The organism is Pseudocitrobacter faecalis, from assembly GCF_965231525.1.
Classification (GTDB): Bacteria; Pseudomonadota; Gammaproteobacteria; order Enterobacterales; family Enterobacteriaceae; genus Pseudocitrobacter; species Pseudocitrobacter faecalis.
Window position 1 is genome coordinate 1,529,138 of sequence record NZ_CBDDNJ010000002.1, and the last position, 13,821, is coordinate 1,542,958.

Here is a 13,821-nt window from a genome sequence, read left to right on the forward strand (position 1 = left end):
AGTGAATACGTGCAACAGATAGCCCGCTCTGTCGCCCTGGCGTTTAACAATTTGCCGCGACCCCACCGCGTTATGCTGGGGTCGTTGACAGTCCTGACTTTAGCGGTCGCCGTATGGCGACCATACGTTTATCACCCAACATCCAGCCCGATCGTGCGCACCATCGAGCTGGAACAGAAAGAAATCCGTTCTTTGTTGCCGGAAGCGAGCGAGCCTATCGACCAGGCTGCACAGGAAGATGAAGCTATTCCGCAGGATGAACTGGATGAAAAAACGGATAACCAGCATGAGTATGTTGTCTCCACAGGCGACACTCTCAGCAGCATCCTCAATCAGTATGGTATTGATATGGGTGATATCAGCCGTCTTGCGGCGGCGGATAAAGACCTGCGTAATATGAAAATCGGCCAGCAGCTCTCCTGGACGCTGACGGCGGATGGCGATTTACAACAGCTCACCTGGGAAATGTCCCGTCGCGAAACCCGTACCTACGACCGCGTGGCTAACGGCTTTAAAATGAGTGCCGAGACGCAGCAGGGTGAGTGGGTGAACAGTCTGCTGAAAGGCTCTGTAGGCAGCAGCTTTGTGACCAGTGCACGTAACGCAGGCCTGACCAGCACCGAAGTGAGTGCGGTCATCAAAGCGATGCAGTGGCAGATGGACTTCCGTAAACTGAAAAAAGATGACCAGTTTGCCGTGTTGATGTCGCGCGAAATGCTTGACGGTAAGCGCGAGCAGAGCCAACTGGTCGGCGTGCGCATTCGTTCTGAAGGCAAAGACTACTACGCGATCCGCTCCGAAGACGGTAAATATTACGACCGTAACGGTACCGGGCTGGCAAAAGGATTCTTACGTTTCCCGACCGCGCGTCAGTTCCGTGTCTCTTCCAACTTTAATCCGCGTCGCCTGAACCCGGTTACTGGTCGCGTTGCACCGCACCGTGGCGTCGATTTCGCTATGCCGCAAGGCACACCAGTTCTGGCCGTGGGTGACGGTGAAGTGGTGATGGCGAAGCGTAGCGGTGCTGCGGGCTACTACGTGGCGATTCGTCATGGCCGTACTTATACCACCCGTTACATGCACCTGCGTAAAATCCTCGTGAAACCTGGGCAGAAAATTAAGCGTGGCGATCGTATAGCGCTTTCCGGTAATACCGGACGTTCTACCGGCCCACACCTGCACTACGAAGTGTGGATCAACCAGCAGGCGGTGAACCCGCTGACGGCGAAACTGCCGCGTACGGAAGGTCTGACCGGCTCCGATCGTACGGATTATCTGGCGCAGGTTAAACAGGTACTTCCGCAACTGCGTTTTGATTAATTTCGCTTGATTTATAGGCAATTAAAGCCGGTGTACTCAGCGTCACCGGCTTTTTCTTTTGTGTGAAACAGAGCGCCTCGCTAAACTATCGGTAATCGTTTCGCACCAGAAGCGCTCTTCATGGAATAAGCATGGAAACAACCAAAAAGAACAGTGAATACATTCCTGAATTTGAAAAAGAGTTTCGTCATCCCAAGAACTGGGGGGCGTGGCTGGGCGTGTTCGCCTTTGCGGGTGCCGCGTGTTTACCCGCGAAAGTTCGCGACCCCTTACTGGGTACGCTTGGCCGGTTAGCCGGGCGCCTGGGTAAAAGCGCTCGTCGCCGCGCGCAAATCAATCTGCGCTACTGCTTCCCGGATAAAAGTGATGCAGAAGTCGAGTCTATCATTGATGGTATGTATACCACTGCGCCGCAGGCGATGGCGATGATGGCTGAACTGGCGATTCGCGGGCCAGAGAAAATTCTGCCGCGCGTCGACTGGCAGGGTAAAGAGATCATCGACGAAATGCACGAGAAGGGCGAGAACGTCATTTTCCTCGTGCCGCACGGCTGGGGTGTGGATATCCCGGCAATGCTGATGGCGTCGCAGGGGCAGAAAATGGCCGCCATGTTCCACAATCAGGGCAACAAAGTATTCGATTACGTGTGGAATACCGTACGTCGTCGTTTTGGCGGTCGCCTGCATGCGCGTAACGACGGCATTAAGCCGTTTATCCAATCGGTGCGTCAGGGCTACTGGGGCTATTATTTGCCGGATCAGGATCACGGCCCGGAGCACAGCGAGTTCGTTGATTTCTTCGCGACCTATAAAGCCACGCTCCCGGCGATTGGCCGTCTGATGAAGGTGTGCCGTGCACGCGTTGTACCGCTGTTCCCGGTCTATGATGGCAAAACGCATCGTTTAACTATTCTGGTGCGCCCGCCGATGGACGATCTACTGGAAGCAGACGATCGCACCATTGCGCGCCGCATGAATGAAGAAGTGGAGATTTTTGTCGGCCCGCATCCGGAACAGTACACCTGGATTCTGAAACTGCTGAAAACGCGCAAGCCTGGGGATATAAAGCCGTATAAACCGAGCGAGAGATATCCGGAGTAGTTTTACACACGTAACCTATCCCGTAGGCCTGATAAGCGAAGCGCCATCAGGCAATTTACAGCCAGCTCGTTACCAAAAAAAGGCCTCTTCCTAGGAAGAGGCCTTTGTTCTGGTAAAAGATAATTTTTATTCGACGGTCAAAATACGCGTAGTGTTGGTGGAACCCACGGTGTCCATGACGTCGCCCTGAGTCACAATCACCAGATCACCGGCAACCAGATAGCCTTTGTCGCGCAGCAGATTAACGGCTTCATGGGCCGCCGCAACGCCGTCGCTTTCGCTATCGAAATGAACCGGGGTCACGCCGCGATACAGCGCGGTCAGGTTCAGGGTGCGCTCATGGCGAGACATGGCGAAAATCGGCAGACCGGAGGTGATACGTGACGTCATCAGCGCGGTACGGCCAGATTCGGTCATGGTGATGATAGCGCTGACGCCTTTCAGGTGGTTTGCCGCGTACATGGCAGACATCGCAATCGCTTCTTCCACATTGTCGAACTGTACGTCCAGGCGGTGCTTAGAAACGTTGATGCTGGGGATTTTTTCCGCACCCAGGCACACGCGCGCCATTGCCGCGACAGTTTCAGACGGATACTGGCCAGCTGCGGTTTCCGCAGAGAGCATCACCGCATCGGTACCATCCAGCACGGCGTTCGCCACGTCCATGACTTCCGCACGAGTTGGCATCGGGTTGGTGATCATCGATTCCATCATCTGGGTGGCGGTGATCACGGCACGGTTCAGCTGACGTGCGCGGCGAATCAATGCTTTCTGAATACCCACCAGTTCCGGGTCGCCGATTTCAACGCCCAGATCGCCACGCGCCACCATCACCACGTCGGAGGCCAGAATGATGTCATCCATCGCGTCCTGGCTGCACACGGCTTCCGCGCGTTCGACTTTCGCCACAATTTTCGCATCGCAGCCTGCTTCGCGTGCCAGACGACGAGCGTAGTTCAGATCTTCGCCACAGCGCGGGAAGGAGACCGCAAGATAGTCGACCGCGATTTTTGCCGCTGTGACGATATCTGCTTTGTCTTTGTCTGTCAGGGCTTCGGCAGAGAGACCACCGCCCAGTTTGTTGATACCTTTGTTATTGGAAAGCGGGCCGCCCACGGTTACTTCGGTGAACACTTTCATGCCCTGAACTTCCAGCACTTTCAGCTGCACGCGACCATCGTCGAGCAGCAGAATGTCGCCCGGAACCACGTCCGCAGGCAGACCTTTATAGTCGATACCGACTTTTTCTTTATCGCCTTCACCTTTACCCAGGTTAGCGTCGAGCAGGAATTTATCGCCGATGTTGAGGAAAACTTTACCTTCTTTGAAGGTTGATACACGAATTTTTGGCCCCTGAAGATCGCCTAAAATAGCCACATGACGACCCAGTTTCGCCGCGATTTCGCGTACTTTATCTGCGCGAAGTTTATGATCTTCCGGCGTGCCGTGAGAGAAGTTCATTCGTACAACGTTGGCGCCTGCGGCAATCACTTTCTCAAGATTATTGTCGCGGTCAGTGGCCGGCCCTAACGTGGTAACGATTTTGGTTCTGCGAAGCCTTCTGGACATGTAATACTCCGTTAACTTAAACAACCAGGTGTTGCGTGAACATGGATTCGGCTCCTGAAAGGTAGCACTGCGAATGCAGTGTTAACGCCGAATGACTAATCAGTAGTGCCTTTACGATTTTTAATGGTTATCGCTGTGTGTCATACGTTCTTTATCAAACCGCGATTCCTTTAACGCTTCTTTGACTCGCTTCAAGTTATCCCTGAATTTCGCGCCCCGGCGTAGCGTAAAACCGGTGGCCAGCACGTCGATAACCGTCAGTTGTGCCAGCCTGGAAACCATAGGCATATAAACATCAGTGTCTTCAGGAACGTCGAGCGTAATGGCAAGGGTGGCTTCACGCGCGAGCGGCGTGTTTGCCGACGTCAGTGCAATCACTATGGCATCGTTTTCACGCGCCAGTTGTGCCAGCTCCACCAGACTTTTCGTTCTGCCAGTATGTGAAATGAGCACCACAACGTCATCTTCGCTGCAATTCATACAGCTCATGCGTTGCAGGACGATGTCATCGGAATAGACCACCGGAACGTTGAATCGGAAAAATTTGTTCATGGCGTCGTGGGCGACGGCGGCGGAAGAGCCCAGCCCGAAGAAGGCGATACGTTTGGCCTGGGTAAGCAGATCGACCGCCCGATTTACTGCCGACATCTCCAGCGACTGACGCACGTGCGCCAGGCTTGCCATCGCAGATTCAAATATTTTCCCGGTGTAGGCTTCTACGCTGTCATCTTCATCCACATTACGATTAACATACGGTGTACCGTTGGCAAGGCTTTGGGCAAGATGAAGCTTAAAATCAGGGAAGCCGCGCGTTTCCAGGCTGCGGCAAAAACGGTTAACCGTCGGCTCGCTGACCTCGGCTTCCAGCGCCAGCGCTGCGATACTCGAATGGATAGCCTGCTCTGGCGCGGCAAGGATCACCTCCGCCACTTTACGTTCGGATTTGCTAAGGTTTTCCAGTTGCGACTGAATTTTTTCCAGCATGTTCATCGTGATGGGGCGCTCATTGATTGAAACGATTCCATTAATGGGTGAAATCTGCAGGCGTTTTAGCAAGAATATACCCCTCAAGGTTGATGAAAGGGGATAAACAACAGCAAAAAATGTTGTTTTTTTTCATAACATGATCAACGTCGAATTTTTGCATTCTAGAACAGGGCGAAAGAACGAACAAAATTAGGGCTTTGCCCAGATCCCAGGCCGCAGATATTTCCATTTGTGCGGTCTAAGGCGGTAAAAGGTTTCGGTAAGTTAGTAAACACAGTACAGTGCGGTGTAATAAAATTACAACTGTAGCCTGGCATAAGAACCAGGAAATACAACTGAGGAGAATGACATGGCGGTAACGCAAACGGCCCAGGCATGCGATCTGGTCATTTTCGGCGCGAAAGGTGACCTGGCGCGTCGTAAATTGTTGCCTTCCCTGTATCAGCTTGAAAAAGCCGGTCAGATCAATCCTGAAACCCGCATTATCGGTGTAGGGCGCGCGGATTGGGACAAAGAGGCGTACACCAAAGTAGTACGCGAGGCGCTCGAAACCTTCATGAAGGAGAAAATTGATGAAGGTTTGTGGGAGACCCTGAGTGGCCGCCTGGATTTCTGCAATCTGGATGTCAACGATACCAGCGCCTTCAGCCGCCTTGGCGCGATGCTGGATCAGAAAAACCGTGTCACCATTAACTATTTCGCGATGCCGCCAAATACGTTCGGCGCGATTTGCAAAGGGTTAGGTGAAGCGAAGCTGAACGCCAAGCCTGCGCGTGTGGTGATGGAAAAACCATTGGGTACTTCGCTTGCCACTTCGCGTGAAATCAACGACCAGGTGGGGGAATACTTTGAAGAGTGTCAGGTTTACCGTATCGACCACTATCTGGGTAAAGAAACGGTTCTGAACCTGCTGGCGCTGCGCTTTGCGAACTCTCTGTTTGTGAATAACTGGGATAACCGCACCATCGATCACGTGGAAATCACCGTAGCGGAAGAAGTCGGTATCGAAGGCCGTTGGGGTTACTTCGACCAGGCTGGTCAGATGCGCGATATGATTCAGAACCACCTGCTGCAGATTCTGTGCATGATTGCGATGTCGCCGCCGTCCGATCTGACTGCTGACAGCATTCGCGATGCCAAAGTAAAAGTACTGAAATCTCTGCGTCGTATCGACCGTTCTAACGTGCGTGAAAAAACCGTACGCGGTCAGTACACCTCAGGCTTTGCTCAGGGCAAAAAAGTGCCGGGCTATCTGGAAGAAGAGGGTGCCAATAAACAGAGCAATACAGAAACGTTTGTCGCTATTCGCGTTGATATCGACAACTGGCGCTGGGCAGGCGTGCCGTTCTACCTGCGCACCGGTAAACGACTGCCGACAAAATGCTCTGAAGTCGTGGTGTACTTTAAAAACCCGGAACTCAATCTGTTTAAAGAGTCCTGGCAGGAGCTGCCGCAGAATAAACTGACGATTCGTCTGCAACCAGATGAAGGTGTGGATATTCAGGTGCTGAACAAAGTGCCGGGTCTGGACCACAAACATAATCTGCAGATCACCAAGCTGGATCTGAGCTACTCCGAAACCTTCAATCAAACGCACCTGGCGGATGCCTACGAGCGCCTGCTGCTGGAAACCATGCGCGGGATTCAGGCGCTGTTCGTGCGTCGCGATGAAGTGGAAGAGGCGTGGAAGTGGGTCGACTCCATCACTGAAGCGTGGGCAGCCGATCAGGATCCGCCGAAACCGTATCAGGCTGGCACCTGGGGGCCGGTGGCGTCCGTGGCCATGATCACCCGCGATGGCCGTTCCTGGAACGAGTTTGAGTGAGGAAATCCGGTAATCCCATTGGGGTATTTTACCGGTAACATGATCTAACACAGCATGTAGTGCTATTTTTATGCATTTAAGCCCCGGGTGGATTCACCCCCGGGGCTTTTTTTATTACACTATCTTCAGATGTTTGCCCCTGAGCTACAGAATACGGGGGTTTTGTGGCAGAAAGTGCTAATCAAAACCTTATGTCGCTGGAGCCTGGACAGAAAAATTTTGAGGAGCTTTTATGAATCCTGTGTTGTTACGCGTAACAAATCGCATTATCGACCGCTCGCGCGATACCCGTTCTGCCTACCTTGAACGCATCAAGCGTGCGAAGACAGAAACCGTTCATCGCTCCCAGCTGGCCTGCGGTAACCTGGCACACGGTTTTGCGGCTTGCGGCGCAGAGGATAAAGCCTCGCTGAAAAGCATGCTGCGTAACAATATTGCGATCATCACCTCCTATAACGACATGCTCTCTGCGCACCAGCCGTATGAGCATTATCCGGATATCATTCGTAAAGCGCTGCACAGCGTTAGCGCTGTCGGTCAGGTTGCGGGCGGCGTGCCGGCGATGTGCGATGGCGTAACCCAGGGCCAGGATGGGATGGAGCTTTCCCTGCTGAGCCGCGAAGTGATTGCGATGTCTGCGGCGGTGGGCCTGTCCCACAATATGTTTGACGGCGCGCTATATCTCGGCGTTTGCGATAAAATCGTCCCAGGGCTTGTTATGGCGGCGCTCTCGTTCGGTCACCTGCCGTCCGTCTTCATTCCGTCAGGCCCGATGGCCAGCGGCCTGCCGAATAAAGAAAAAGTCCGTATTCGTCAGCTCTATGCGGAAGGCAAAGTTGATCGTAACGCGCTGCTGGAATCCGAAGCGGCTTCCTACCATGCGCCGGGTACCTGTACGTTCTACGGCACCGCGAACACTAACCAGATGGTTATTGAGTTCATGGGGATGCAGCTACCAGGATCTTCATTTGTCCACCCGGACGCGCCGCTGCGTGAAGAACTGACTGCGGCTGCTGCCCGTCAGGTGACCCGCATGACCGGTAACGGTAACGAATGGATGCCGCTTGGTCAGATGATCGACGAAAAAGTGGTGGTCAACGGTATCGTTGCGCTGCTGGCAACCGGTGGCTCCACCAACCACACCATGCACCTGGTCGCCATGGCGCGTGCTGCCGGCATCATCATCAACTGGGATGACTTCTCTGAAATCTCCGACGTTGTGCCGCTGATGGCGCGTCTGTATCCGAACGGCCCGGCGGATATTAATCACTTCCAGGCGGCGGGCGGTGTGCCGGTGCTGGTGCGTGAACTGCTGAAAGGCGGCTTGCTGCATGAAGATGTGAACACCGTGGCGGGCTTCGGTCTGTCTCATTACACCATGGAACCGTGGCTGAATAACGGCAAACTTGACTGGCGAGAAGGCGCGACCGCGTCTCTGGATGAAAACATCATCGCCTCCTTCGACAAACCGTTCTCCAAACATGGCGGCACGAAAGTGCTGAGCGGCAACCTTGGCCGTGCGGTGATGAAAACCTCCGCTGTGCCGGTAGAAAACCAGGTTATTGAAGCGCCAGCCGTGGTCTTTGAGAGCCAGCATGATGTCCTGCCAGCCTTCGAAGCGGGCCTGCTGGACAAAGATTGCGTGGTTGTTGTGCGTCATCAGGGGCCAAAAGCGAACGGAATGCCAGAATTACATAAACTCATGCCGCCACTTGGTGTATTATTGGACCGCTGTTTCAAAATTGCGTTAGTAACCGATGGACGGCTCTCTGGTGCATCAGGTAAAGTGCCGTCAGCAATTCATGTCACCCCGGAAGCCTACGATGGTGGCTTGCTGGCAAAAGTACGTGACGGCGATATGATCCGTGTCAACGGGCAGACCGGCGAATTAACGCTGCTGGTCGATGAGGCCGAACTGACCGCACGTCAACCGCACATTCCTGACATGAGCGCCTCCCGTATCGGTACTGGCCGCGAAATGTTCAGCGCGCTGCGCGAGAATCTTTCCGGCGCAGAGCAGGGCGCAACCTGCATCACATTTTAAGATGATACGTTTTTAGATCTGGCGAGAGAATAATCTGATGAAAAACTGGAAAACCACTGCAGAAGCAATCCTGACGACTGGCCCTGTTGTACCGGTTATCGTAGTGAACAAGCTGGAACACGCTGTGCCGATGGCAAAAGCGCTGGTGGCAGGCGGTGTACGCGTGCTGGAAGTGACTCTGCGTACCGAGTGTGCAATGGACGCTATCCGCGCGATTGCTAAAGAAGTGCCGGACGCTATCGTGGGTGCGGGTACTGTCACTAACCCACAGCAGTTGAAAGAAGTCACCGAAGCAGGTGCGCAGTTCGCTATCAGCCCGGGCCTGACTGACTCTCTGCTGAAAGCAGCAACCGAAGGTACTATCCCGCTGATCCCGGGTATTAGTTCTGTTTCTGAACTGATGCTGGGTATGGATCACGGTCTGAAAGAGTTCAAATTCTTCCCGGCCGAAGCAAATGGCGGCGTGAAAGCGCTGCAGGCGATTGCAGGTCCGTTCTCTCAGGTTCGTTTCTGCCCGACTGGCGGTATCTCGCTGAAAAACTGCCGCGACTACCTGGCGCTGAAAAGCGTTCTGTGCGTCGGGGGTTCCTGGCTGGTTCCGGCGGATGCGCTGGAAGCAGGCGACTACGATCGCATTACCAAACTGGCTCGTGAAGCTGTAGAGACTGCAACGCTGTAATCGCGTGACCATGCCGGGTGGCACTGCGTTTGCCCGGCCTGCAATATCTTGAATGTGCAACACTTTGTAGGCCGGATAAGGCTTTACGCCGCATCCGGCAAGAACAAAGAGCACGTTGCAAGCAACCAGAAGCGGGCCCAATGGCCCGCTTTTTTATCCCTTCACGATCACTGCCGCGGCGGCCGTTTTAGCCCGCTCGATGGCGTCGTCAACCGAATTGCCTGTCGCCAGCGCCACGCCCATTCGACGCGTACCGTCGATTTCAGGTTTAGCAAACAGTCGAACCTGCAGGCCCGCACCTACCGCACTATTAACGTTATCAAAGGTAACGTTCTGGCTCTGTAAACGCGGCAAAATAACCGCTGAGGCCGACGGGCCATACTGGCGAATCGCGCCAACCGGAAGGCCCAGAAACGCGCGGACGTGCAGGGCGAACTCGGAGAGGTCTTGAGAAATCAGCGTCACCATCCCGGTGTCATGCGGGCGTGGGGAAACCTCGCTGAAGACAACCTCATCGCCACAGACAAACAGTTCCACACCGAACAAGCCATGACCGCCCAGCGCCAGCACGACGTCGCGAGCGATAGCCTGCGCACGTTCCAGCGCGAGTGGACTCATCTGCTGCGGCTGCCATGATTCACGATAATCGCCCTCTTCCTGACGGTGACCGACCGGCGCACAGAAGTGAACGCCATCAACCGCGCTCACCGTCAGCAGGGTGATTTCAAAATCAAAATTCACCACGCCTTCGACGATGACACGCCCCGCGCCCGCACGGCCACCCTGCTGGGCATACTGCCAGGCGTCGGCGAGCTGCGCTTCGCTGCGGATAAAGCTCTGACCCTTGCCGGATGAACTCATCACCGGTTTGATGATGCAGGGCAGGCCAATTTCCGTGACGGCATCACGGAACGCAGCTTCGCTATCGGCGAAGCGATATGCCGACGTGGGAAGCTTGAGTTCTTCGGCAGCCAGGCGGCGAATGCCTTCGCGGTTCATGGTCAGCTGCGTGGCGCGCGCACAGGGCACAACGTTCTGGCCCTGACGTTCCAGCTCAACCAGCATGTCGGTCGCGATGGCTTCGATTTCCGGCACGATGAAATGCGGTTTTTCAGCGTCGACCAGCGCTTTCAGCGCCTGGCCATCCAACATGTTAATCACGTGCGAGCGGTGAGCGACATGCATGGCTGGCGCATCGGCATAGCGATCGACAGCAATCACTTCGATTCCCAGTCGCTGGCACTCAATGGCAACCTCTTTTCCGAGTTCGCCAGAACCTAATAGCATTACGCGTGTCGCCGCAGGGCGCAGGGCTGTGCCTAATAAAGTCATTGCATCTTCCATCGTCTGTCAAAATTTCGCGCATTATAAACGAAAACGTTTGCGTCTGTCTTGCTGTCGAGGTTAGTCCGGCGATATCGCCTTAAATTTGCGCATCTTTATGCGCAGCAGACATATCCTGACAAGCGCTCACTTACGCTGGAAGAATCGCAAAATATTACTGGAGGTCATATGTCTGGCTGGCTTAATCAACTGCAATCGCTGCTGGGGCAAAAATCGGGTGAGGGAAAGAAAGATCTCAGCCAAATGTTGGTGCCTGGCGCACTGGGCGGGCTGGCGGGGTTGCTGGTCGCCAGTAAATCCTCGCGCAAAATGCTGGCGAAATACGGCACCGGGGCGCTGCTCGTTGGCGGTGGCGCGGTGGCTGGCAGCGTGTTATGGAACAAATATAAAGATAAGTTAAAGGGCAACCCGCAAACAGAGCAGAAATACGGTGAACCTGCCGCGCCGCTGGATGTCCGTACCGAGCGGCTGATTCTGGCGCTGGTGTTCGCTGCCAAAAGCGACGGGCATATCGATGCCAAAGAACAGGCGGCTATCGAACAGCAACTGCGCGAAGCCGGTGTTGAAGAGCAGGGGCGCGCGCTAATCGCCCAGGCTATCGAGCAGCCGCTCGACCCGCAGCGTCTGGCGCGCGATGTGCATAACGAAGAGGAAGCTTTAGAGCTTTACTTTGTAAGTTGTGCGGCGATAGATATCGATCACTTTATGGAGCGCAGTTATCTCAATGCGCTGGGCGATGCGCTGAAGCTACCGCCAGAAGTGCGAGAAGGCATTGAGCAGGATTTGCAGCAACAAAAACAGCAACTTTAAACGTCTTGTCACAGGTTTCGCTTGCATCGTCGTTTAATTTGTCCACCCTTATAGGGTGTGACTAATACAGAAGAACAATGACATGCCGCCAAAAGCGAAACGAATTCCTCACGCCATGACGCTTCATGGCGATACGCGTATCGACAACTATTTCTGGCTGCGCGACGACAATCGCGCAGAGCCAGAGGTTCTCGACTATCTGCATCAGGAAAATGATTACGGAAAAAGGGTGATGGATTCTCAGCGCGACCTTCAGGAGCGCGTGCTCAAGGAGATCATCGACCGTATTCCTCAGCGGGAAGAGTCTGCGCCCTATATCAAAAACGGTTATCGCTATCGCCAGATTTATGAGCCAGGCTGCGAGTACGCGATTTATCAGCGCCAGTCGGTGCAAAAAGGGGAGTGGGAACCCTGGGATCTGCTTCTCGACGCCAATCAGCGCGCCGCGCACAGCGAGTTTTATACGCTTGGCGGGCTGACGGTATCACCGGACAACGATCTGCTGGCGATCACCGAAGATTATCTTTCTCGTCGCCAGTACGGTTTGCGTTTTTGCAATTTGCGAACCGGGAACTGGTACCCTGAAGTGCTGGAGAACGTTTCTCCCGGTATTGTCTGGGTCAATGATTCACAAACGCTCTACTACGTTCGTAAGCACCCCACGACGCTTCTGCCGTGGCAGGTATGGCGCCATCGCATCGGTACGCCAGCGGCGCAGGACACGCTGGTCTATGAAGAGAAAGATGATACGTTCTATGTCAGCCTGCATAAAACATCTTCGAAACACTATGTAGTGATTGCGCTCTCCAGCGCCACGACCAGCGAAATGCGGCTTCTTGATGCTGAGCTGCCGGATGCCGAACCGATCGTGTTCCTGCCGCGTCGAAAAGATCACGAATACAGCATCGATCACTTCCAGCATCACTTCTATATTCGCTCTAACCGTGAAGGGAAAAACTTTGGTCTTTATCGTAGCCACGTGCGCGATGAGAAACAGTGGCAAACGCTGATTCCGGCACGCGATGATGTGATGCTCGAAAGTTTTACGCTTTTTACCGACTGGCTGGTGCTGGAGGAGCGTCAGCACGGCCTGACGAGCCTGCGGCAAATTAATCGCCATACCCGTGAAGAGAGCGGAATTGCCTTTGATGACCCAGCCTATGTCACCTGGGTTGCCTACAATCCGGAGCCGGAAACCTCGCGTCTGCGATATGGTTATTCGTCAATGACCACGCCGGACACACTGTTTGAGCTGGATATGGACACCGGTGAGCGTCGGGTGCTGAAACAGCAGGAAGTTAAAGGCTTCGACGGTGCATGTTATCAGAGCGAACATCTGTGGATCACGGCTCGCGACGGCGTAGAGGTTCCGGTATCGCTGGTATATCACCGTGAACATTTCCGCAAAGGAAAAAATCCGCTGCTGGTGTATGGTTACGGCTCCTACGGCGCGAGTATGGATGCTGACTTTAGCGCTAGCCGTCTGAGTCTGCTCGATCGCGGGTTCGTTTATGCCATAGCCCACGTTCGCGGCGGCGGCGAATTGGGCCAGCAGTGGTATGAAGACGGTAAATTCCTGAAGAAGATGAACACCTTCTATGACTACCTGGACGTAACGGATGCGCTGTTAGCGCAGGGCTACGGCGATGCCAGACTGTGTTATGGCATGGGCGGCAGCGCAGGCGGAATGTTAATGGGAACCGCCATTAATCTGCGTCCTGAATTGTTCCACGGTGTGGTAGCGCAGGTGCCGTTTGTGGATGTTGTGACGACGATGCTGGACGAGTCGATTCCGCTGACTACCGGAGAGTTTGAAGAGTGGGGAAATCCGCAGGATGAAACCTATTACCACTACATGAAGTCTTACAGCCCCTACGACAATGTACAGCCAAAAGCGTATCCCCATCTGCTGGTCACCACCGGGTTGCATGATTCTCAGGTGCAGTACTGGGAGCCCGCAAAATGGGTGGCGAAACTGCGTGAGCAGAAGGTCGATGATAACCTTCTGCTGCTGTGTACGGATATGGATTCCGGGCATGGCGGGAAATCGGGGCGCTTCAAAAGTTATGAAGGCGTGGCACTCGAATTCACGTTTCTGATTGCTCTCGCGCAGGGCACCTTACCCGGCAGAAACGAACGCTAA

General features: G+C 54.3%; 10 protein-coding genes. 7 read left to right on the forward strand and 3 right to left on the reverse strand.

What is annotated here, in order from left to right:
- Positions 1-9: 9 nt before the first annotated feature.
- Both mepM and lpxM read left to right on the forward strand, forming a co-directional pair.
- The gene (mepM, locus tag ACOXYR_RS07890) at positions 10-1,320 is read left to right on the forward strand and encodes a murein DD-endopeptidase MepM (RefSeq protein WP_108475300.1); all 1,311 of its coding nucleotides are present in this window, start codon (positions 10-12) and stop codon (positions 1,318-1,320) included.
- Positions 1,321-1,451: 131 nt separating this feature from the next.
- A complete protein-coding gene (gene lpxM / locus ACOXYR_RS07895; protein WP_421355341.1) occupies positions 1,452-2,420 on the forward strand; it encodes a lauroyl-Kdo(2)-lipid IV(A) myristoyltransferase in 969 nt (322 codons plus the stop codon).
- Between the two features lie 126 nt (positions 2,421-2,546).
- On the opposite strand, the gene pyk is transcribed toward lpxM, so the two are convergent.
- On the reverse strand, positions 2,547-3,989 hold the full coding sequence (gene pyk, locus ACOXYR_RS07900; RefSeq protein ID WP_108475302.1) for a pyruvate kinase: 1,443 nt from the start codon (positions 3,987-3,989) through the stop codon (positions 2,547-2,549).
- Positions 3,990-4,109: 120 nt separating this feature from the next.
- The gene (locus tag ACOXYR_RS07905) at positions 4,110-4,979 is read right to left on the reverse strand and encodes a MurR/RpiR family transcriptional regulator (RefSeq protein WP_421355370.1); all 870 of its coding nucleotides are present in this window, start codon (positions 4,977-4,979) and stop codon (positions 4,110-4,112) included.
- Positions 4,980-5,325: 346 nt separating this feature from the next.
- Between ACOXYR_RS07905 and zwf the strand changes: the two genes are divergently transcribed.
- From zwf to ACOXYR_RS07920, 3 genes are all read left to right on the forward strand, one after another.
- A complete protein-coding gene (gene zwf / locus ACOXYR_RS07910; RefSeq protein WP_015964037.1) occupies positions 5,326-6,801 on the forward strand; it encodes a glucose-6-phosphate dehydrogenase in 1,476 nt (491 codons plus the stop codon).
- 232 nt (positions 6,802-7,033) lie between these two features.
- Entirely contained in the window at positions 7,034-8,845 is a 1,812-nt protein-coding gene (edd, locus tag ACOXYR_RS07915) for a phosphogluconate dehydratase (protein ID WP_108475305.1), read from the forward strand.
- Positions 8,846-8,882: 37 nt separating this feature from the next.
- Positions 8,883-9,524: a bifunctional 4-hydroxy-2-oxoglutarate aldolase/2-dehydro-3-deoxy-phosphogluconate aldolase gene (locus tag ACOXYR_RS07920; RefSeq protein ID WP_421355340.1), complete on the forward strand. Its 642-nt coding sequence runs from the start codon at positions 8,883-8,885 to the stop codon at positions 9,522-9,524.
- Positions 9,525-9,677: 153 nt separating this feature from the next.
- Here the strand turns inward: ACOXYR_RS07920 and purT are convergent, their stop codons facing one another.
- Entirely contained in the window at positions 9,678-10,856 is a 1,179-nt protein-coding gene (purT, locus tag ACOXYR_RS07925; RefSeq protein ID WP_421355339.1) for a formate-dependent phosphoribosylglycinamide formyltransferase, read from the reverse strand.
- A gap of 180 nt (positions 10,857-11,036) precedes the next feature.
- On the opposite strand from purT, the gene ACOXYR_RS07930 reads away from it, so the two are divergent.
- Both ACOXYR_RS07930 and ptrB read left to right on the forward strand, forming a co-directional pair.
- Positions 11,037-11,678, forward strand: coding sequence for a tellurite resistance TerB family protein (locus ACOXYR_RS07930; protein WP_015964041.1), 642 nt, complete (start codon positions 11,037-11,039; stop codon positions 11,676-11,678).
- An 82-nt stretch (positions 11,679-11,760) separates the two neighbouring features.
- Positions 11,761-13,821 (forward strand): oligopeptidase B, encoded by a 2,061-nt coding sequence (gene ptrB, locus ACOXYR_RS07935; RefSeq protein ID WP_421355338.1) that lies wholly within the window; start codon positions 11,761-11,763, stop codon positions 13,819-13,821.

Bases quoted from the DNA above. Each gene is read 5' to 3' on its own strand.
- lpxM (WP_421355341.1), top strand. From the start codon at position 1,452: ATGGAAACAACCAAAAAGAACAGTGAATACATTCCTGAATTTGAAAAA.
- ptrB (WP_421355338.1), top strand. From the start codon at position 11,761: ATGCCGCCAAAAGCGAAACGAATTCCTCACGCCATGACGCTTCATGGC.
- pyk (WP_108475302.1), bottom strand. From the start codon at position 3,989: ATGTCCAGAAGGCTTCGCAGAACCAAAATCGTTACCACGTTAGGGCCG.
- ACOXYR_RS07930 (WP_015964041.1), top strand. From the start codon at position 11,037: ATGTCTGGCTGGCTTAATCAACTGCAATCGCTGCTGGGGCAAAAATCG.
- ACOXYR_RS07905 (WP_421355370.1), bottom strand. From the start codon at position 4,979: ATGAACATGCTGGAAAAAATTCAGTCGCAACTGGAAAACCTTAGCAAA.
- ACOXYR_RS07920 (WP_421355340.1), top strand. From the start codon at position 8,883: ATGAAAAACTGGAAAACCACTGCAGAAGCAATCCTGACGACTGGCCCT.
- purT (WP_421355339.1), bottom strand. From the start codon at position 10,856: ATGACTTTATTAGGCACAGCCCTGCGCCCTGCGGCGACACGCGTAATG.
- zwf (WP_015964037.1), top strand. From the start codon at position 5,326: ATGGCGGTAACGCAAACGGCCCAGGCATGCGATCTGGTCATTTTCGGC.
- edd (WP_108475305.1), top strand. From the start codon at position 7,034: ATGAATCCTGTGTTGTTACGCGTAACAAATCGCATTATCGACCGCTCG.